Origin of the sequence: Paraburkholderia podalyriae, from assembly GCF_014397785.1 — a bacterium.
In the GTDB taxonomy this organism is placed as follows: Bacteria; Pseudomonadota; Gammaproteobacteria; order Burkholderiales; family Burkholderiaceae; genus Paraburkholderia; species Paraburkholderia podalyriae.
This window is the reverse complement of sequence record NZ_VZQQ01000010.1, coordinates 102,106-121,478: the sequence shown is the minus strand read 5'-3', so window position 1 is coordinate 121,478 and position 19,373 is coordinate 102,106. Positions and strand designations below refer to the sequence as shown.

15 protein-coding genes and 1 tRNA gene are annotated in these 19,373 nt (G+C 64.0%); 7 read left to right on the top strand and 9 right to left on the bottom strand.

The features are described 5' to 3' along the window. Positions 1–55 precede the first annotated feature (55 nt). The 4 genes from carA to gloB form a co-directional block, all read right to left on the bottom strand. Positions 56–1,210, bottom strand: coding sequence for a glutamine-hydrolyzing carbamoyl-phosphate synthase small subunit (carA, locus tag F6X42_RS14265; protein WP_187634842.1), 1,155 nt, complete (start codon positions 1,208–1,210; stop codon positions 56–58). 456 nt (positions 1,211–1,666) lie between these two features. After that, entirely contained in the window at positions 1,667–2,908 is a 1,242-nt protein-coding gene (locus tag F6X42_RS14260) for an MFS transporter (protein ID WP_187634841.1), read from the bottom strand. A gap of 263 nt (positions 2,909–3,171) precedes the next feature. Further along, on the bottom strand, positions 3,172–4,860 hold the full coding sequence (locus F6X42_RS14255) for a transglycosylase SLT domain-containing protein (protein ID WP_187634840.1): 1,689 nt from the start codon (positions 4,858–4,860) through the stop codon (positions 3,172–3,174). A 158-nt stretch (positions 4,861–5,018) separates the two neighbouring features. After that, positions 5,019–5,810, bottom strand: coding sequence for a hydroxyacylglutathione hydrolase (gloB, locus tag F6X42_RS14250; protein ID WP_187634839.1), 792 nt, complete (start codon positions 5,808–5,810; stop codon positions 5,019–5,021). Between the two features lie 18 nt (positions 5,811–5,828). On the opposite strand from gloB, the gene F6X42_RS14245 reads away from it, so the two are divergent. From F6X42_RS14245 to F6X42_RS14225, 5 genes are all read left to right on the top strand, one after another. Further along, on the top strand, positions 5,829–6,707 hold the full coding sequence (locus F6X42_RS14245) for a class I SAM-dependent methyltransferase (protein WP_187634838.1): 879 nt from the start codon (positions 5,829–5,831) through the stop codon (positions 6,705–6,707). Further along, the gene (gene rnhA / locus F6X42_RS14240; RefSeq protein ID WP_187634837.1) at positions 6,704–7,150 is read left to right on the top strand and encodes a ribonuclease HI; all 447 of its coding nucleotides are present in this window, start codon (positions 6,704–6,706) and stop codon (positions 7,148–7,150) included. Before F6X42_RS14245 ends, rnhA begins: the two co-directional genes overlap by 4 nt. 80 nt (positions 7,151–7,230) lie before the next feature. Beyond that, positions 7,231–7,965, top strand: coding sequence for a DNA polymerase III subunit epsilon (gene dnaQ, locus F6X42_RS14235; RefSeq protein ID WP_187634836.1), 735 nt, complete (start codon positions 7,231–7,233; stop codon positions 7,963–7,965). A gap of 48 nt (positions 7,966–8,013) precedes the next feature. After that, positions 8,014–8,088 (top strand) — tRNA-Val (locus F6X42_RS14230). A gap of 504 nt (positions 8,089–8,592) precedes the next feature. Next, positions 8,593–10,467, top strand: coding sequence for an ABC transporter ATP-binding protein (locus tag F6X42_RS14225; RefSeq protein ID WP_187634835.1), 1,875 nt, complete (start codon positions 8,593–8,595; stop codon positions 10,465–10,467). Between the two features lie 85 nt (positions 10,468–10,552). On the opposite strand, the gene F6X42_RS14220 is transcribed toward F6X42_RS14225, so the two are convergent. From F6X42_RS14220 to F6X42_RS14210, 3 genes are all read right to left on the bottom strand, one after another. After that, positions 10,553–11,017 (bottom strand): DUF2214 family protein, encoded by a 465-nt coding sequence (locus tag F6X42_RS14220; protein ID WP_187634834.1) that lies wholly within the window; start codon positions 11,015–11,017, stop codon positions 10,553–10,555. 150 nt (positions 11,018–11,167) lie between these two features. Further along, positions 11,168–12,016 carry a hypothetical protein gene (locus tag F6X42_RS14215; RefSeq protein ID WP_187634833.1) on the bottom strand — a complete coding sequence of 283 codons (849 nt, stop codon included), beginning with the start codon at positions 12,014–12,016 and terminating at the stop codon, positions 11,168–11,170. A gap of 269 nt (positions 12,017–12,285) precedes the next feature. Continuing rightward, positions 12,286–13,350: a glycosyltransferase family 4 protein gene (locus F6X42_RS14210; protein ID WP_187634832.1), complete on the bottom strand. Its 1,065-nt coding sequence runs from the start codon at positions 13,348–13,350 to the stop codon at positions 12,286–12,288. 693 nt (positions 13,351–14,043) lie between these two features. Between F6X42_RS14210 and F6X42_RS14205 the strand changes: the two genes are divergently transcribed. Beyond that, positions 14,044–15,879 (top strand): ABC transporter ATP-binding protein, encoded by a 1,836-nt coding sequence (locus F6X42_RS14205; protein ID WP_187634831.1) that lies wholly within the window; start codon positions 14,044–14,046, stop codon positions 15,877–15,879. A gap of 89 nt (positions 15,880–15,968) precedes the next feature. On the opposite strand, the gene otsA is transcribed toward F6X42_RS14205, so the two are convergent. Together otsA and otsB are read right to left on the bottom strand one after the other, a co-directional pair. Then, the gene (otsA, locus tag F6X42_RS14200; protein WP_187634830.1) at positions 15,969–17,447 is read right to left on the bottom strand and encodes an alpha,alpha-trehalose-phosphate synthase (UDP-forming); all 1,479 of its coding nucleotides are present in this window, start codon (positions 17,445–17,447) and stop codon (positions 15,969–15,971) included. 52 nt (positions 17,448–17,499) lie between these two features. Beyond that, positions 17,500–18,249 carry a trehalose-phosphatase gene (gene otsB, locus F6X42_RS14195; RefSeq protein WP_187634829.1) on the bottom strand — a complete coding sequence of 250 codons (750 nt, stop codon included), beginning with the start codon at positions 18,247–18,249 and terminating at the stop codon, positions 17,500–17,502. A 366-nt stretch (positions 18,250–18,615) separates the two neighbouring features. Between otsB and F6X42_RS14190 the strand changes: the two genes are divergently transcribed. After that, positions 18,616–19,350, top strand: coding sequence for an SCO family protein (locus tag F6X42_RS14190; RefSeq protein WP_376776369.1), 735 nt, complete (start codon positions 18,616–18,618; stop codon positions 19,348–19,350). Positions 19,351–19,373: the final 23 nt, after the last annotated feature.

Below are 19,373 nucleotides of genomic sequence, written 5' to 3'. Positions count from 1 at the left end.
CGCAGCGGCCGCCGCGAGCCGTCTCCGGCTGGTCTTTGCGGCCGGCCTTACTGCTTCAAGCCGCTGCGCTGTTGCCGGCCTTCTGCGCGTCCATCAGCGCGGTGAAGCGGTCGAACAGGTACGCGATATCGTTCGGACCGGGCGACGCTTCCGGGTGGCCCTGGAAGCAGAACGCCGGCTTGTCGGTCAGCGTGAAGCCCTGCAGCGTGCCGTCGAACAGCGAAACGTGGGTCACGCGCGCATTGGCGGGCAGCGTGTCGGCATCGACCGCGAAGCCGTGGTTCTGCGACGTGATCACCACGCGGCCGTCTTCGAGATCCTTGACCGGATGATTCGCACCGTGGTGGCCGGTCTTCATCTTCATGGTCCTGGCGCCGACCGCGAGGCCCATGATCTGGTGGCCGAGGCAAATACCGAAGGTCGGGATGCCACGCTCGATGAACTCCTTCGTCGCCGCGATCGCGTAGTCGCACGGTTCCGGGTCGCCGGGGCCGTTCGACAGGAACACGCCGTCCGGGTTGAGCGCGAGCGCGTCAGCGGCGCTCGATTGCGCCGGCAGCACGGTGACATGGCAGCCGCGCTCGGCCAGCATGCGCAGGATGTTCTGCTTGACGCCGTAGTCGAATGCGACCACCCGGTACTTCGGCGCCTTCTGCTCGCCGTAGCCCGTGCCCAGACGCCATTCAGTTTTGGTCCACTCGTAGGTTTCCTGGGTCGACACGACTTTCGCGAGGTCCATGCCCGCAAGGCCCGGGAACGAGCGTGCGAGTTCGATGGCCTTGGCTTCGTCGTCGGAACCAGCGAGGATCGCGCCGTTTTGCGCGCCTTTGTCGCGCAGTACGCGGGTCAGCTTGCGGGTGTCGATGCCGGCGATCGCGACCACGCCTTCGTCCTGCAGATATTGGGGGAGCGTGCGCTCCATGCGGAAGTTTGACGCGAGAACCGGCAGATCACGGATGATCAGGCCGGCGGCATGGACTTTCGTCGCTTCGACGTCTTCGGCGTTCACGCCGACGTTGCCGATATGCGGGTACGTGAGGGTCACGATCTGGCGCGCGTAGCTCGGGTCAGTCAGGATTTCCTGATAGCCGGTAATGGCGGTGTTGAACACGACTTCACCGATGGTATGCCCGGGGGCGCCGATCGAATAACCACGAAAGACCGTGCCGTCGGCGAGCGCGAGCAAAGCGGGAGAAAATGACGGCAACACGGGAGACTCCTTGGGGGAACACCCTGTTGCCACCTGTCGATCCGATTGCAAGCCGCAGCGAAACACATGCTGGATGCGCGCGCAGACTCGCTCGCGAGCTGCCGGTGACGCTGCAAGGGGCGCGATGGTCCAATGTGTGGACGACTCGGCTGGGTGCGGGGCCCTTCTTGCTACGCCAATGGCGCGCGGCGGATGAACGGTATGGGGGAGGTAGGCGCTAGGGTGCGGGTTGATAAGCTCAAACCTTGAAATTATAGCCTGAATCCGCCCTTCCCTCCAAATCCGAGATAGGACACGAACCCCGGACGGCCTGTCGGGCGGACGATCAAAGCCTTGCCAGGCGGCGGAGCGAGATCTTTGCCACGCACTTCCATACGGCTCGAGGGCACGACGTTGGCGGGAACGGAACAGCCGTGGCGGCCCGTACCTCCGATGCAAGAGCCGACGCGCCGCCGCTCAAGCCTCCTGTTTCGCGCGCATCTCGGCCGACTGGGCAAGTTGCCGACCGGGCAACACGTACCAGATCGCGCTCAGCACCTGCAGCGCGACGAGGATTTCCCACGCGCTCAGATGCGCGACCACCGGGTAATGCCCGCCGCTGGCCGGCCAGTGCGACAGCACCGCGCCGACGCCGATCTGAAAACCGAAGATCAGCAGAAAAATGATCAGCGTCAGCGTCGTGTTGACCCGCCCGTTCATCTGCGGCGGGAAATGCCGCGCCATCACCGCATAACTCAAAATGCCGGTGCCGCCGAAGATCCCGTAGGCGGCCCACAGCAGGCTTGCCGGCAACGGCGCGTTGAACATGATCAGCATCTGCGTCAGCACGTACAGCGCCATGCCGATGCCGCAGAACGCGTGCAGCGAGATGCCGCGCCGCTCGAGGCTACGCGCGGCCGCGCCGAACCCAACGCAGCCGGCCATCATCGCGAAGCCGAGAATCGACACGAGCGCCGCCGCCCGGCGTGGCTCGAAGCCTTGTACATCGCGCAGCCATGCTCCGACCCACAACGACTGCATCGCGTAAAAAACGCCTTGCGTAACGACCGAAAACGACGCGATTTTCCAGAACGCCGCGCTGCGCAAGATGTGCCACGTGCCCTTGAACTGCGCGACGAGGTTCGCCTGACGATGCGTTTCGCGCGCGTCCGGCGCGAGCGTCCATTGTGCGAGCGCGACCATCACCGTCAGTACGCCGAGCCCGACGCAGACCGGGCGCCAACCGGAGAAACCGAGCACCCAGGTGAGCGGCGAGCCGACCATCACGCCACCGAACCCACCGATCGCCATCACGAGCCCGTTCATTAATGGCAGACGCGCCACCGGAAAATGCTGCGCGAGCGCCTTGAACGCGGCGCCGAGACACACGGACACGCCGACGCCGATCAGCAACCGCCCGACCATCATCATGCCGAGACTGTGCGCGGCGCCGAATACCCAGATGCCGAGCGCGGCAAAAATCAGCGTGGCAGCCGTCACGCGACGTGCGCCGAAGTGGTCGAGCAGCACGCCGGCGGGGATCTGCGCGCCCGCGAAACCGAGGAAATACAGACTGGTTAGCACACCCAGATCGGCGGCGGACAGACCGAGATCGCGCGTGATGAACGGCGCGAAACCGACATTGACGCCACGAAACACGTAAGAGACGAAGTAGCCGGCGGAAAAAAGCAGAAAGACGCGCAGTCGGGTCGACGACATAAATCAGGAAGTAAGCCTGGAAATGATCTCAAGAACCTCGCCTGAGGTTCGGACGGATCGGGACAGGACGGCACCGAACGGCCAATGTGACCGAAGCACGAACAATAAAGTAAATACGGCCAACCCGCAGGAATCGTCCGCGCAATGAAAAACGCCGTCACCCTAAGCGGACGGCGTTGCATGAACACGGTGCGTGATCGGAGCGCAATCCATGCGCTGCCCCCGCAACGCATGTGGTCACTACCGTGGGAGCCGCTATTGGTCTATTTACCCTTCTTCTTCGCGTTGGCCGCGATCTTCGGGCGGCTCTCTGCCGCGGCCTTCGACGCCTTGCCGGGCACCGAGGCCGACACCTTCTCGACCTTGCCCTTGGTGGCAATGGGCGCCGCCGGCTTGTCACCCTTGCCGCCCGGCTCGGAGACCTTGACGATGGCTGAATGGCCGCGCCCTTTCTTCTTATCGTAGCGCGAATAGCCGTGTGAGTCTGCGGCACGGACGCCAATCTTCTGCACGCTGCCGCCTTGCACGTCGGCGGCGATTTTTTCAGGACCTGGCTCGTTCGGCACCGACTTGCCGACCGGCACGTGCAGCACGACGACCTGACCGCGCGAAACCTGATCGCGATGCGTCTTGTTCCACGCTTTCAACTGACCGACCGACACGCCATAGCGCAGCGCGATGGCGGCCATCGACTGATTGCGGCGCACGCGGATCAGCATCTTGCGCGTGTCGGGGACGTCGGGCTCCATCGCGAGCACCGCGCTCTCGGCAACGTCGGCGCTGATGTCCTCGTCGTCGTCCGAGCCGCGCGGCACGACGATCGTCGAGCCCGGCTTCAGGCGCATGCCGACGGGAATCTTGTTCACCTCCATCAGCGTGTCGGCGTCGACGCCGATTTTCTGCGCGATCGCCGCGGGCGTCGCGCGTTCGTCGACCGTGTAGGTGGTCCAGGACGACAGCGAGCCCGAGTACGTTTTCAGATTGCGCTCGAACGCGGACGCGTTGTCGAACGGCAACAGGATCTGCGGCTGCGTCGCGCCGAGAATCACCGGCTTCTTGAACGACGGGTTCAGCGAACGGAACTCGTCCGTCGACATATTCGCGAGCCGCGCGGCGATGTCGACGTCGATGTCGTGCGAGGTCGTCACGGTCACGAAGTACGGGTGATTCGGAATAGACGGCAGCGTGAGCCCGTACATCTGCGGGTTCATCACGAGGTTTTTGACCGCCTGCAGCTTCGGCACGTAGTTGCGCGTTTCGCTCGGCATACGCAGGCTCAGGTAGTCGGTCGGCAGACCCGCCGCCTCGTTACGCGCGATCGCGCGCTGCACGTTGCCCTCGCCCCAGTTATACGCGGCGAGGGCGAGTTGCCAGTCGCCGAACATGTCGTGCAGGTTCGACAGGTAGTCGAGCGCGGCGCTGGTCGACGCGAGCACGTCGCGGCGCTCGTCCTGCCACATGTTCTGCTTCAGGTTGTAAGTGCGACCCGTGCCCGGCATGAACTGCCACATACCAGCCGCCTTGGCGACCGACAAAGCCTGCGGGCTATACGCAGATTCGATGAACGGCAGGAGCGCGAGCTCGGTCGGCATATGGCGAGCCTCGAGCTCCTCGACGATGTGATACAGGTATTTCTGCGAGCGCTCGGTCATGCGCTGCACGTAATCGGGACGCTGTAGATACCAGTTGAGCTGCATGTCGACGAGGTCGCTCTGCAGGTCCGTCATCTGGAAGCCACGACGAATGCGGCCCCACAGATCGGCGTCCTGACTCGTCAACTGATTGACGGAGCTCTGGTCGACATTGATGGTTTCTTTAGCGGTGGCGTTCTTGCGAAGGGCGTCGGCTACGGCTTGCTGGCTGGCGGAGTTATTGGCGGTGTTCGTCGTCGGTCCCTGGCTCGCGCACGCGGCGAGTGTCAGGACCAATAACGCACTTAAGATGAATCGCATGAACGTCTCGGTTTCCACAAGGGGCTGGAATTTGCAGCCGATAGTACGAAACGTCAACGTTTCCGTCAATCGGAAAATCGAGAAAAAAATCAACCAAATCTTGGGCTTGGCGAATTCTTCCGATTCATCGCGTGAAGAAGCGCCGAATGCCCTCCGGATCAACGGAAGCGGTTCTTCCATTCGCGCATCAACGTGAAGGCTTTCAGCCGGTCGGACACCGTCTCGTGCAATTGTGCTTCAAGGTTCGATTGGATCGCCGGCTCGCCGGCTCGCAGGAACGGATTGACCGCGCGCTCGTGCGCGATCGTGGTCGGCAATGTCGGCTGACGGCGGGCGCGTAGCTCGTTCGCCTTGTCGCGCCACGCTTGCAGTTCGGCGTTGTGCGGCTCGCAAACGAGCGCGAAGCGAATGTTCGACAGCGTGTATTCGTGCGCGCAATGCACTTCGGTTGCGCCGGGCAGCGCGGCGAGTGCATCGAGCGAGTTCAGCATCTGCTGCGGCGTGCCTTCGAAAAGGCGCCCGCAGCCGCACGCGAACAGCGTGTCGCCACAAAATACGTGCGGCGTGCCGCGCGAATCGGCCGCCTGGAAATAAGCAATGTGTCCGCTCGTGTGGCCGGGAACGTCGAGCACGCTGAATTCGAGTGCGGGTGCCGCGATCGTCACGTGATCGCCGTTTTTGAGACGATGCGTCAGGTGCGCGATCGCTTCGCCGGCGGGGCCATAGACCGGCACGTCCTGCCCGTTCAGCAGATCGGCCACCCCGCCGACGTGGTCTTGATGATGGTGCGTGAGTAAAATAGCGCTCAGCCGCCAGCCTTGTTGGGCCAGACAGGCGCGCACTGGGGCGGCTTCGCCCGGATCGACGACGACCGCGTGGTGTCCGTCGGCAATGATCCAGATGTAATTGTCTTCAAACGCCGGGACCGATACGTACTCGAGCGCATTCATAGGCGACGCATTTTTAATATGACTGACCGAGCGATTATAGACTGGCCCGCCTGGACCGATTCGCCGCCAGGCCGCTACGTGCTCGACTGGGAGCAAACCCAGCTCGACCGCGTGGTGTCGGACATGTTCGGCTATCATGCGCTGCAACTCGGCCTGCCGCAGCTTGACGCGCTGCGCGAGAACCGCATGCCGTGCCGCGGCCTCGTGCTCGACGCGGCGAGCGGCGCGAGCGCGCCGTACACGTATCCGCGCTCGGCACGTCGTGGCAGCGCGAGCGGCATCAGCGGCGCGGGCATAGCTGGCGGCGACAATCCCGCGAATGCCGCGTCAGGCGCCCTTGGTCTGCACGCGCCGGCCGGGCGCAGCGCGGTCTGGTGCGACCTGCTCGATCTGCCTTTCGAAGCGCAAAGCGTCGACCTGCTCGTGATGCCGCACACGCTCGAATTCACCAGCGACCCGCACCGGCTGCTGCGCGAAGCCGAACGCGTACTGGTGCCCGAAGGCCAGCTGATCATCCTCGGCTTCAACTCGTTGTCGCTGTGGGGCGTACGGCAGTCGATCGGCAAGATGACAGGCCGCCCGTTCGTGCCCGCCGCCGTCGACCTGATCGCGTTCACGCGCCTGAAGGACTGGATCAAGCTGCTCGGCTTCGACCTTGAACGCGGACGCTTCGGATGCTATCGTCCGCCGCTCGCGAGCGATCAATGGCTCGCGCGTTACGGCTTCATGGAAGCCGCCGGCGACCGCTGGTGGCCGATTTTCGGCGCCACCTACATGATCAAGGCGATCAAGCGCGTGCGCGGCATGCGCCTCGTTGGGCCGCTGAAAGTTAAAAAGCCCGTCCTCGCAGCGGGTCTCGCGCCCGCCACCCCGAACACACGTAACCATAGCGAATGACTCCGGATCACATCGACATCTATACCGACGGCGCCTGCAAGGGCAATCCCGGCCCTGGCGGCTGGGGCGCGTTGCTGCGCTTCGGCAGCCAGGAAAAAGAACTGTTCGGCGGCGAGGCCAACACGACCAACAATCGCATGGAGCTGATGGGCGTGATTTCCGCGCTCGAGGCGTTGAAGCGCCCGTGCAAGGCGATCGTGCACACCGACTCGCAGTACGTACAGAAGGGCATCAGCGAGTGGATTCACGGCTGGAAGAAGAAAGGCTGGGTCACCGCGGCGAAGCAGCCGGTCAAGAACGCCGATCTGTGGAAGCGGCTCGATGCGCTCGTCGCGCAACACGAGGTGGAATGGCGCTGGGTGCGCGGCCACAACGGACATCCGGAAAACGAACGCGCCGATCAGTTGGCCAATCGCGGCGTGGCATCGCTCGCGCAGTTGTAAGGAGACTGCGCGCGTCAGCAACGACGCGCAGCGCCCTCTCCACTTTTTTCTGCAATTTTTTCGAAGCTGGCTAATCCGACATGCGTCAACTGATCCTCGATACCGAAACGACCGGCCTGAACGCCCGCGGCGGCGACCGGATTCTCGAACTGGGTTGCGTCGAACTGGTGAACCGCCGGCTGACCGGCAACAACCTGCACTTCTATATCAACCCGGAGCGCGATAGCGATCCGGGCGCACTCGCGGTGCACGGCCTCACCACGGAATTTTTGAGCGACAAGCCGAAGTTCGCCGAGATCATCGACCAGTTCCGCGACTTCATCCAGGACGCGGACCTGATCATCCACAACGCGCCCTTCGACATCGGCTTCCTCGACGCCGAGTTCGCGCTGCTCGGTCTGCCGCCGGTGAACACGCACTGCGGCGAGATCATCGACACGCTCGCGCAAGCCAAGCAGATGTTCCCCGGCAAGCGCAATTCGCTCGATGCGCTGTGCGACCGCTTCGGCATCAGCAATGCGCACCGCACGCTGCACGGCGCGCTACTCGACTCGGAACTGCTCGCAGAAGTCTATCTGGCGATGACGCGCGGCCAGGAAAGCCTCGTCATCGACATGCTTGGTGAAGCGCAGACCGGCGGCGATACGCACGCGCCGCGCGTCGCGCTCGACTTGCTGGAACTGGTCGTGATCGCTGCGAGCGACGTCGAAAGCGCCGCGCACGAAGCGGTGCTCGACGGTCTCGACAAAGCAATCAAAGGTATCAGCGTCTGGCGTACTGAACCCGCGCCCGCAACGGATGAGCAAACTGCTTGAAAAAGACTGGACGTACCCGGAAATCCCTGACATAATTTGACTCTCTTCGGGTGGTTAGCTCAGCGGTAGAGCACTGCCTTCACACGGCAGGGGTCACTGGTTCGATCCCAGTACTACCCACCAGATTCTTGGTGTGTCGATCACCGAAGACAAAAGGGCTTACGTAGCAATGCGTAAGCCCTTTTTCTATTTGCCGGCAATTCTTCGCGTGCGCCATCCGAGGTACTGCTGGCCGTAGAACCACGTCGTTCCGTAGGTTGGCGAGCGCCCCGCCTTGTTGCTATATTCGGCGAACGGGCATTCGCCCGATCCGGCTCCGTCCGGTTTCTCCATCTTGAACCATCTCAGGGAGGCGCCACATGTTCGCAGTGCATCGCGCATTCCCTCGCATGGTGTCGCGACCGTCGGCCCGTCCGCCACGACCGATGAGGCCATAAAGCCGCCGCGTCGTCGCTGATGCTGGGGCGCCTCGACAGGCGCGCCGCGTTCATTCCGGACAGTCCGTTGTTCCGTTGCCGTTGCCTGCCGTCGCGTTCCCGCGCGGATTCCGGCCTCCGCTGGCTGTCTACCCTTTTTCGTTTCTGACTGGAACCTCGGCGCGCTCGTGCGTCGCCGGGTCGAAAGCAAATGGCCAACAGAAAACTCGACTTTCGCGGACAAGCCTTCAAGGATGTCCTCGGCTTCACCTTCCGTCACTGGGCACAACAGCCGTGGCGCATCGTCGTGATCACGGCGCTCGCGCTGCTCACAGCGGGCGCCGACATCCTGACGCCGGTCTTCGCCGGACGTCTCGTCGACGCGATCGCTGCCGGTCCGGCATCGTCGGCGCCCGTCTGGCACCACGCGCTCGATGCCTTCGGCGTGCTTGCCGCGCTTGGCCTCGCCGTGACCCTGCTACGCCAGGGCGTGTACTTCAACATCATCCGCTTCACGCTGAAGATGATGAGCGAGATCGCCGCGCGCGCGTTTCATCGCGTGCAGCGCTTTTCGACCGACTGGCACGCGAACAGCTTCGCTGGCTCGACCGTGCGCAAGATCACGCGCGGCATGTGGGCGCTAGACCTGCTGAACGATACGCTGCTGATCGCGCTGCTGCCATCGCTCGTGATGCTGGCCGGTGCGACCGCGCTGCTTGGTTGGCGCTGGCCGATGATGGGCGTCGTCGTCGGCATCGGCTCGCTGCTGTACATCGGCGTGACCGTGACGGTGTCGCTCGGCTTCGTCGCGCCATCCGCGCGTCTCGCGAACGCCTGGGACACGCGCATGGGCGGCGCGCTCGCCGATGCGGTCAGCTGCAACGGCGTCGTCAAGGCGTTCGGCGCGGAAGCGCGCGAGGAAGCGCGCCTCGCGCACGTGATCGGCAAATGGCGGCAGCGCACGCGCCGCACGTGGGTGCGCGGCACGCTCAACGGCGGCCTCCAGGGCGGCATGCTGGCCGCGATCCAGGCCGCGATTCTGGGCGTGGCGCTGCTGCTGTGGGCGCGCGGCGAAGCGAGCGTCGGCGACATCACGTTCGCGCTGACGATGTTCTTCATGCTGCAAGGCTACCTTCGCGACATCGGCATGCACATCCGCAACCTGCAACGCTCGGTCAACGACATGGAGGAACTGGTGTCGCTCGAAAGTCAGCCACTCGGCGTCGAGGATCGTCCCGGCGCCGGCCCGATCGCGATCCGCGTCGGTGAGATCCGCTTCGAGCACGTGTCGTTTCATTATGGCGCGCACAGCCGGCCGCTCTACGACGACTTCTCCCTACGCATCGCGCCGGGCGAGCGCGTCGGGCTGGTCGGTCATTCCGGCTCGGGCAAGACCACCTTCATCAAGCTGATCCAGCGCCTTCACGACATTTCGGGCGGCCGGATCACGATCGACGGTCAAGACATCGCGCAGGTCCGGCAAGCGTCACTGCGCAGCCAGATCGCGATCGTCCAGCAGGAACCTGTGCTGTTTCACCGCTCGCTTGCTGAGAATATCGCGTATGCACGGCCAGGCGCGAGCCGCGCCGACATCGAGCGTGCCGCGCGGCTCGCGAGCGCGCACGACTTCATCGCCGCGCTGCCGAATCGCTACGACACGCTGGTCGGCGAACGCGGAATCAAGCTATCGGGCGGTGAGCGTCAACGCGTCGCGATCGCGCGCGCGTTTCTCGCCGACGCACCGATCCTGATCCTCGACGAAGCCACGTCGAGCCTCGACAGCGAAAGCGAAGTGCTGATCCAGCGCGCGATGGAGCGGCTGATGCAAGGACGTACGACGCTGGTGGTCGCGCATCGGCTGTCGACGGTGCGAGCACTCGACCGGCTGCTGGTGCTCGACAAGGGCAAAGTGATCGAAGAAGGCAGCCACGACGCGCTGATCAAACGCGACAACGGCTTGTACCGTCGCTTGTTCGAGCGTCAGGCGCTGGAGTTGATCAAGGGTCTCGGCGAGCCGGAGCGCGTGCGCGAGACGGCAGAGTTCAAAGCCGACCGGGTCGGCGATTCCGGTTTGCTGGTCGGCTAGCGCGACGCAGGGATGGATTAGCCGCCGCGGCAAGCCTCGCCACGCTTAACGCCACTAGCCTCGCAGGAATGGAAGGCCCGCCGCGCTAAACCACGCCGGCGGGCAGCCCGATACCACGCGCCATTCCGGTCGCGGCAAACACCATCAGTACCAGCAGAACGGTCTGGATCACGCTGAAATGCGCGTAGGAACGCGCCCTCTTCAGATTTGGCGCCGCGCCGCTCCGGATCGACGCGCGCCAGCGCATCAGGCCGAGCATGGTGGGCACCTCGAGGATCAGGATCAGCACCAGAAACGCCATCTTCACGTGAAAGAGCGGCTCGTGCAGGTAGTAGTCGGCGCCCTTCTCATACCCGCCGAACACGCGCATCAACCCGGTCACGATCAGCACCAGCGCGGCGATGCCCCAGCCTGAATCAGCACGGAACACCGAACGCAACGCGGCGGGCACCGACGCGCGACGCAGCGACCACGTGCGCCTGAGAATCGACGCGAGCGCAAAACCATAAGCGAGCAGATGAAGGGCGGCAAGCAACCAGCGAACCAGCATGGCGACTCCTGCGAAAGACGCAATACGATCGATGAGTGTTTCCCACGCCCAGCTGTAGGCCGGGCGCCGTGATTGCATTATCGGCGAAGCTTCGCTTCGGGATGCGTGCATCGGTCATGCGACGTGCTTAATAGCACAAAACGTGCTGCGTCAGACCTGACGCAGCGTCGTGTCGAGCGCGCGGGCGGCGACGCGATCTCCTTCGGTCGTCAGCGGGGCGCGGAAAACGGTCTGCCGGTTATGACCCGCGGCGGCCGGCGAATCCCACAGCAACTCAACCTTCGGACGTACGCCGAACGCACTGCGCGCAAGCGACGGCGCCGCGACCGAGCTCATCGGCGCCGCTGACGCACCGGCCTCGCTCGCCGCGCCGAAAGCAACCACGGGCGCCGGCCTCGCGCGCGTATCGGAACCGCTCGCCCAACGCACCGACAACTCGCGCGCGTCATATTGCCCGACCTTGCGCCGCTCGGCCCACACGACGACGGTGCGCGTCAGCGGATCGAGCGACACGGCATAGCGGCCGATCGCGAAACGCCGCGCCGCCACATTGGTACGCCACAACGGCAGCGGCCGGCAGATCCACAAGACCATCGCGTACAGCACCGGCGCCGCGACGAGCCAGCCGTTGGTGGCTGCGACCGCCTGCATTGCGCGACGCCAACCGGCGCTCGCAACGAACGCGCCGACCGACCACAGCGCAAACAGAAACCCGAGGAACGCGAACAGGCGCAGTGCCTGCCGCAGCCATTGCGGCAACGGATGAAACGGACGCTCAGCGACGGCGCGCGCGCCCGGCAGAAAGATCAGCAGGAACAGAAAGACGAGGTTGATACATGCCCATGGCGAAGATGCCATCGCGGTCAGCGCGGTGGTCAGGTTCATCTCGGACATCGAGAAAAGCCAGCGGGCGGCGAGCACGAGACCGATGGCGCGCAACGTAAAAATCGTTCCGGCGCCGGGCGCGGCGTTCGCACGCGTCTCCTTCGTTCTCGCCAAGGCATCCTCCTGTCGTCGGCGCGCCGCAGCCCATTTTGCGGCACGGCCATTATAGGGATATTACCGAGACTGGCTCGTTCGCGCCGCGCGGAAATCCGAATTTTCAGTTGCGCGCCGACGAAAAATGCGGCGCATTCAACAACGCCCCGCGGGCGACATGCCAGCGGGGCGTCGAAAGCAGCGAAGGAAGTTTACAACCGGTTCTTGCTGCCAGGTCTTTCTAATGCGAATCAACTACGGCGAATCAACTACGTCGAATCAACCGCCAATCAGCCAGCGTTGACTTCGCGCAGCACCGTGCGATGCTTGCGTCGCAGCAACTCTTCGTACGTGGCGACGTAGTTCTGCGCCATCACCTTCGACGAGAAGCGGGATTCGAACGCCTTGCGCACGCCAGCGCGCGACAGCGTGTTCAGACGCTTGACGGCAGCGACCGCGCTGATTTCGTCTTCGACGACGAAACCCGACACGCCGTTTTCGATCACTTCGGGCACCGAACCGCGATTGAACGCGATCACCGGCGTGCCGCAAGCCATCGCCTCGATCATCACGAGACCGAACGGCTCCGGCCAGTCGATCGGGAACACCAGTGCGTGCGCATTGCCGAGAAACTCGCGCTTTTCAGCTTCGCCGATTTCGCCGATGTACTCGACGTATGGCAACGACATCAGCGGCTTGATGACTTCTTCGTAGTAGGCACGGTCGGCCTTGTCGATCTTGGCGGCGACCTTGAGCTTCATGCCTGCCTGCCCGGCAATGCGAATCGCCCTGTCAAGCCCCTTCTCCGGCGAGACGCGGCCCAGGAATGCGAGGTAGCTGGGCTCGACGTTGGGAATCGGCTTGAGCACGTCTTCCGGCAAACCGTGATAGACGGTTTCCAGCCAGTGCGCCTGAGGCAGCGGACTGCGCTGGTTGTCAGAGATCGACACGACCGGCACGTCGCTGAACGTGTTGAAGATCGGCTGCAGTTCCGGCAGATCGAGACGGCCGTGCAGCGTCGTCACGAACGGCACCGGCTGACGCGCGAACAGCGAGAAGGGGTAGTAGTCGATGTGGAAATGCAGCACGTCGAATTCGTCCGCGCGGCGGCGCACTTCTTCGAGCAGCAGCATGTGCGGCGCCATCACGTCGCGAATCGTCGGGTCGAGGCGCAGCGCCTGCGGCCAGAAAGCTTCGAGCTTCGCCGAGGTTTGCGAATCGCCGCTTGCAAACAGCGTGACGTCGTGGCCTTGCTCGACCAGAGCCTCGGTCAGGTAGGACACCACGCGTTCCGTACCACCGTACAGCTTGGGAGGAACCGCCTCGTGCAGCGGAGCGATTTGAGCGATTCGCATAATGACGAACTCCTAGTAAAAAATCAGGCAAAAGTACTGCATTTGGAAAAAGCGACTCGCTTGCTCGCCAGGGCAGTCTGGCCGGAGATGCCGGCGCGGGCCTGATTCTTTTGAGAAATCCTGCGATGGATCGCTTCGGTAACGGGCTCAGACAAATGGACCAGCGTCTGCGCATGTGCGAGTAAACGCGCACCGTGCACCTACGTTGACAAACTGTCAGAAAATTTGCCGGCCTAACGGGCATGCATTATCGATGCCCGGATGGTTGCCGCAGCGCGGCATTTCAAAGTCTTTACGTTGTTACAACCACGAAACACTTTGCAAACCCTTGTTTTCTAAGACAGTTCTAAAGTGTCCATGAAGTTTCCGCGACGCAGGCGCAACCTTGTCTGTGAACTCTCGTGCGTCAATCTTGCCGATAGGAATGCAAAATTGCCGCGGCGCGGTTGAATGCAATTTGTAATCATATCTCGAAATTTTCCGCAATCTGCCTGAATGCCCCGACGGCTGGTGTCGAGACCATGCAGATCGTGGAGGTCCATCGCGAAATCAATCGCGTCAAAGCCCGGATACACAGGGCGCAATCGCCTTTGCATGTTTACAATGCGAAGCATCGGCTTCACGGAGAGCCATGCTTGTCCGTGTAGTCGGCGCTTTGCATGCACAACCCGCAACACATCGATCTCAGCTCAATTGGAACACTTGACCATCGCCCAACGTAACGCCCAGAACGCAAAGCTCGCGAGCTATGCGCACCGGCCGCTTGCGTTTCTCTTCCGCTTTATCCGCCGCCATCCGCTCGCGCATGCGATCGTGTTGTGCAGCGTGTTTGCGGCCGTGGGCTGTGCACTCGCTTCGCAATATGCGATCAAACATCTGATCGACGTGCTCGCCGGCGGCCGGCATCATCCCGGGCCGCTGTGGGGCGCGTTCGCGATCCTCGTCGGCCTGATCGCCGCCGACAATATGTTGTGGCGGGTCGGCGGCTGGTTCGCCGCCCACACATTCGTCGCCGTGACGGGCGATCTGCGGCGGGACCTGTTCCAGTACCTGAGCGGCCACTCGCCGACTTACTACGCCGAAAAGCAGCCCGGCATGCTGGCAAGCCGGATCACCGCGACCTCGAACGCCGTCTACACCGCCGAAAACACCACCGCGTGGAACGTGCTGCCGCCTTGCATCGCGGTGCTCGGCGCGATCGTCATGATCGTTGCGGTGAACCCGCTGATGGCGGCCGGCCTGATGCTGTGCTCGGCTATCCTGGCGGTTGTGCTGTACAAGCTCGCGGGCCGCGGCTCCGCGCGCCACCATAATTTCGCGACCAAGGCGGCATCGGTCGACGGCGAACTTGTCGACGTGATCAGCAACATGGGCCTTGTGCGCGCGTTCGGCATGACGTTCCGCGAACAGCGCCGTTTTGCGTCGACGGTCAAGTCGGAAATGGACGCGCGCCAGCAAAGCCTGCTCTATCTGGAGAAGCTGCGTCTGCTGCACGCCGTGATCACCGCGTTGCTGTCGGCCGGACTGCTCGGCTGGGCGCTGTGGCTGTGGGACCAGGGCCGCGCGACCTCGGGCGACATCGTGCTCGTCAGCTCCCTCGGCTTCACGATCCTGCACGGCACGCGCGACCTCGCCGTCGCGCTCGTCGACGTCACCCAGCATGTCGCGCGACTCGCGGAGGCCGTGCGCACGCTGCTCGAACCGCACGGCATGCCCGATCGCGACGACGCAACCGAACTCGTGCCGCAGGGCGGCCGCGTCACGTTCGACAGCGTCACGTTCGCCTATGCGCGCCGGCGGCCGATTCTCGATCACTTCGACCTCGATATCGAACCCGGTCAACGCGTCGGCCTGATCGGCAAGTCGGGCGCCGGAAAATCGACGGTACTTTCGCTGTTGCAACGCTTCTACGAAACCCAGGGCGGCGCGATCAGGATCGACGGCCAGGACATTGCATCGATTACCCAGGACAGCCTGCGCCACGCGATCGCGCTGGTGCCCCAGGACATCTCGCTGTTCCATCGCTCGGTGTACGAGAACATCGCGTATGGCCGCCCGGACGCGAGCCGCGAGGAAGTGCTCGCGGCCGCGCGCGAGGCGCGTTGCGCGGACTTTATCGATGCGATGCCGGAGGGCTACGACACGATCGTCGGCGACCGCGGCGTGAAGCTGTCGGGCGGCCAGCGCCAGCGCATCGCGATCGCGCGCGCGATTCTGAAGAACGCGCCGATCCTGCTGCTCGACGAAGCCACGTCCGCGCTTGACAGCGCGTCCGAAGAAGCGATCCAGAAGGCGCTCGACCGGCTGATGGTCGGCCGCACCGTGATCGCGATCGCGCACCGTCTGTCGACGCTGAACAACTTCGACCGGATCATCGTGATGAGTGCGGGCAAGGTCATCGACGACGGCACGCCGGAAGAACTGCGTCAGCGTCCGGGCCTCTATCGCGATCTGCTCGCGAAGCAGTATGGCAAGGGCCAGACGCTGCATATCGGCGGCAAGAAGGTCGACGAACAGCACGTAGCCTGAGTCACGCAGGGTCCGCGCACTGCGTGTCGCATGAAAAAGGCCGCTCCCTGGAGCGGCTTTTTGCTGTCTGGCTCGCGGCCCGGCTTGGCTTAGCCGGCCGCGCTCTCGCGCGCCGCCCTCTTGCGCGCGGCGCCCGCCCTACCCAACGGCGCGCGCGCCTTCGCGCTTCTGGCACGCTTCGCGGCATCGACATCCTGCAGATCGCGCATGAAGTTATCGCGCCACACCGACACGTTGTTCTCGCGAAGTTGCGCCATCATGTCGCGATAGCGTGCCTGGCGCTCGGCGAGCGGCATGCCGAGCGCCTGCGCGAGCGCTTCGGCCATGCCGTCGATATCGACGGGATTGACGATCAGCGCGCCGTCGAGTTCCTGCGCCGCGCCCGCGAAGCGCGACAGCACGAGCACGCCGGGATTCTCCGGATCCTGCGCCGACACGTATTCCTTCGCGACGAGGTTCATGCCGTCGCGCAACGGCGTCACGTAGCCCACGTGAGCGGTACGGAACAGCGCCGCCAGCACCGGGCGCTCATACTGTTTGTGGATGTACAGAATCGGCGTCCAGTCCAGCTCGGCGAAACGTCCGTTGATCCGGCCCGACTCGCCTTCGAGCTGCAGCCGGATGTCCTGATACGCGTGCAAGTCGGCGCGCGTCGGCGGCGCGATCTGCAGGAACGACACCTTGTTACGCTGCGCGACCGTATGTTCGAGCAGGCGTTCGAACGCGCGGAACCGCTCGACTAGCCCCTTCGAATAATCGAGCCGGTCGACACTCATGATCAGCTTGCGCGAATGCAGCGTTGCCTTCATCGTACGCACCGGCTTGCCACGCTCGCCCGCCTTCGCGAGCTCGGCGATCTCGTCCGGATAGACGCCGATCGGATACGCCGAGGCGCGCAGCGTGCGGCCGAACGCATGCACGGTGAGCGGCCCTTTCGCCGATGCGTCGATCGAGCCGCCCGCCTCGTTGACGACGTAGTCGCAGAACGCGCGCAGATCGGGGCCGGTCTGGAAGCCGAGCAGGTCGAATGAACACAGCGCCTCGACGAGCTCGCGATGCGGCGGCACCGACAGCAGCACCTGCGAGGCCGGAAACGGAATGTGCAGGAAAAAACCGATGCGATTCTTCACGCCTGCCGAGCGCAGCGCCTGCGCGAACGGGATCAGGTGATAGTCGTGCACCCAGATCACGTCGTCGGCGTGCAACAGCGGCACGAGTTGCTGCGCGAGCCACGCGTTGACGCGGCAGTAGCCTTCGAAGTCGTGCCGGTCGTACTGGAGCAGGTCGGATCGATAGTGGAACGCGGGCCACAACGTCGCGTTCGAGAAACCGCGGTAGTACTGGTCGTAATCGCGGCGCATCAGCGGGACGGTCGCGAAGGTCACCGGACCGCGCTCCTCGACCTTGATCTGCGGCTGGCCGGAGGTGAGCACGTCGCCGCTCCAGCCGAACCACATGCCGCCGGTTTCCTTCAGCGCGTCGTACACGCCGACCGCCAGACCGCCCGCCGCCGGGCCGCCCTCCGAAATGGGCGCCACCCGGTTCGAAACAATGATCAGTCGGCTCATCAAGCGCGATTCCCGATGCAGTATGTTGTTTTCGTTGAACGGGGCGCCGGCGTCATGCGCCGCGCGCCGCCGCGACGATCGTTTCGAGCCAGTCGAGCAGTGACGACACCGATTCGACACGCGCGTGCGCCATCGTTTCGCCCGCGCCGACCTTGATCGACAGACCGCCGCGCTCGTTGACGACCGCGAAGCCCTTCTCGTCGGTCAGATCGTCGCCGGCGAAGATCGGCGTGCGGCCGGTGAACGGCAGCTCGTCGAGGAACGCGCGCGTCGCGCGGCCTTTGTCGACGTCCTTCGGCTTGATCTCGTAGACCATCTTGCCGGGCTGCAGAACGTACGAAGCGGGGTAATCGGCGACGAGCCGCTCAGTCGCCGCGCGCGCGACCGGCTCGCGCTCGGGCGCGTTGCGGTAGTGCAGCGCGAGCGCCGCGCCCTTGATCTCGAGCAGCATGCCCGGATGTTCGTTGACGACCTGCGCGAGCACCTGCTCCATGCGCAACAGGCGCTCGTCGTGAAAGCCGATGCGCTGCGTGTCGCCATTCGCATCGCGCCGCTCGGCGCCATGCAGACCGGCGACCGGCAAATCGGGCATGCCGAGAAAACTGTCGATGCTGTCGATGCCGCGCCCCGACACCACCGCGACCGCGCCATTCGTCAGACTGCGCAGCTCGCGCAGCAGGTCGATCACGCGCGGCTGCACCAGCACGCCGTCCGGGGTGGGGGCGAGTTCGACGAGCGTGCCATCGAAATCAAAGAAAAATGCCGTCTCGCTCGGAGACAGAACAGCCGGAAGTGCTTGCATCGCGTAGGTTCGCCTTTCAGCCATCGATGGCCGGAAAAGTGTGCGCATCTTACCGCGCATCCATCAATTTTTCGAGAAAGTAAGCCGGGACTCAAGCCCGGCGGGCAGTCTGTGTGGCTGTTTGCGTCGATTGCGTTCAAAAGCGCAACGATCGGATTTCACCCGGCTTTCAGCCAGCTGCGTCAAATTGACTCGCAAACCGTGCGCCCGGCGTGTCGCGCGACGCTGGCGTCGATTTTGCGCTACAGTCGCTGCCACGCGGCCCCCTCGGCGGTATGCACACCGTTGCATGCGCTCCCTCAATCGTGTGTCGCGCGCGAATCTTGCGCGCCATGATCAGGTGACGGTGCGCCTCCTGCTCCATCGATTCGTGTTGTCTGCTCTTCAATCGAGTCATTGAACCCTGCTTTGTTCCCGATCCTTCCACCCCAGCGCCCGCAGTTAAAGCTGTCCCGCTCACGACCCAGGCGAACTACGCACCGGTTCATGCAAGGGGTGGCACGCCGGTTTGCAGCGGCAGCGTCACTGATTACGCTGGCCGCGCTCGCCGCACTGACCGGTTGCACGCGGCACGCCGAGCCGTGGCAATTGACCGACGTGACCGGCCACCTGCCGGATCTGGATTTCACATTGACCGACGACACCGGCCGCCCCGTCAACGCCGCTTCGTTCAAGGGCCGCGCGTCGCTCGTCTACTTCGGCTATACGCATTGCCCGGACGTCTGCCCGGAAACGATGGGCCGCCTGATGCAGGTGCTCGGCAAGCTCGGCCCCGATGCGCAGAAGGTGCGCATCCTGTTCATCACCGTCGATCCCGCGCGCGACACGCCGCGGGCCTTGCACGACTACGTCGGCGCGTTCGACGCACAGCGCGCCGAAGGGCTGACCGGCACCGACTGGCAGATCGAGTCGCTGGCGAAGCGCTATCGTGTCGCTTATCAGATGGAAAAGCGCGACCCGAACGGCAACTACGAGGTCACGCACAGCTCCGCCGTCTATGTGTTCGACAGCCAGGGCCGCGCTCGCTTGCTCGTCACCGATCACGACACGCCCGATGCGATCGCGCAGGACCTGCGCCGCATCATCGATGACCCAACCTGATTCTTATCCCAATCCATTCCATC

Coding starts and splice junctions, on each gene's coding strand:
- F6X42_RS14260 (WP_187634841.1), bottom strand. CDS start 2,908: ATGTCGTCGACCCGACTGCGCGTCTTTCTGCTTTTTTCCGCCGGCTAC.
- F6X42_RS14255 (WP_187634840.1), bottom strand. CDS start 4,860: ATGCGATTCATCTTAAGTGCGTTATTGGTCCTGACACTCGCCGCGTGC.
- gloB (WP_187634839.1), bottom strand. CDS start 5,810: ATGAATGCGCTCGAGTACGTATCGGTCCCGGCGTTTGAAGACAATTAC.
- F6X42_RS14245 (WP_187634838.1), top strand. CDS start 5,829: ATGACTGACCGAGCGATTATAGACTGGCCCGCCTGGACCGATTCGCCG.
- rnhA (WP_187634837.1), top strand. CDS start 6,704: ATGACTCCGGATCACATCGACATCTATACCGACGGCGCCTGCAAGGGC.
- dnaQ (WP_187634836.1), top strand. CDS start 7,231: ATGCGTCAACTGATCCTCGATACCGAAACGACCGGCCTGAACGCCCGC.
- F6X42_RS14225 (WP_187634835.1), top strand. CDS start 8,593: ATGGCCAACAGAAAACTCGACTTTCGCGGACAAGCCTTCAAGGATGTC.
- F6X42_RS14220 (WP_187634834.1), bottom strand. CDS start 11,017: ATGCTGGTTCGCTGGTTGCTTGCCGCCCTTCATCTGCTCGCTTATGGT.
- F6X42_RS14210 (WP_187634832.1), bottom strand. CDS start 13,350: ATGCGAATCGCTCAAATCGCTCCGCTGCACGAGGCGGTTCCTCCCAAG.
- otsA (WP_187634830.1), bottom strand. CDS start 17,447: ATGAGCCGACTGATCATTGTTTCGAACCGGGTGGCGCCCATTTCGGAG.
- otsB (WP_187634829.1), bottom strand. CDS start 18,249: ATGCAAGCACTTCCGGCTGTTCTGTCTCCGAGCGAGACGGCATTTTTC.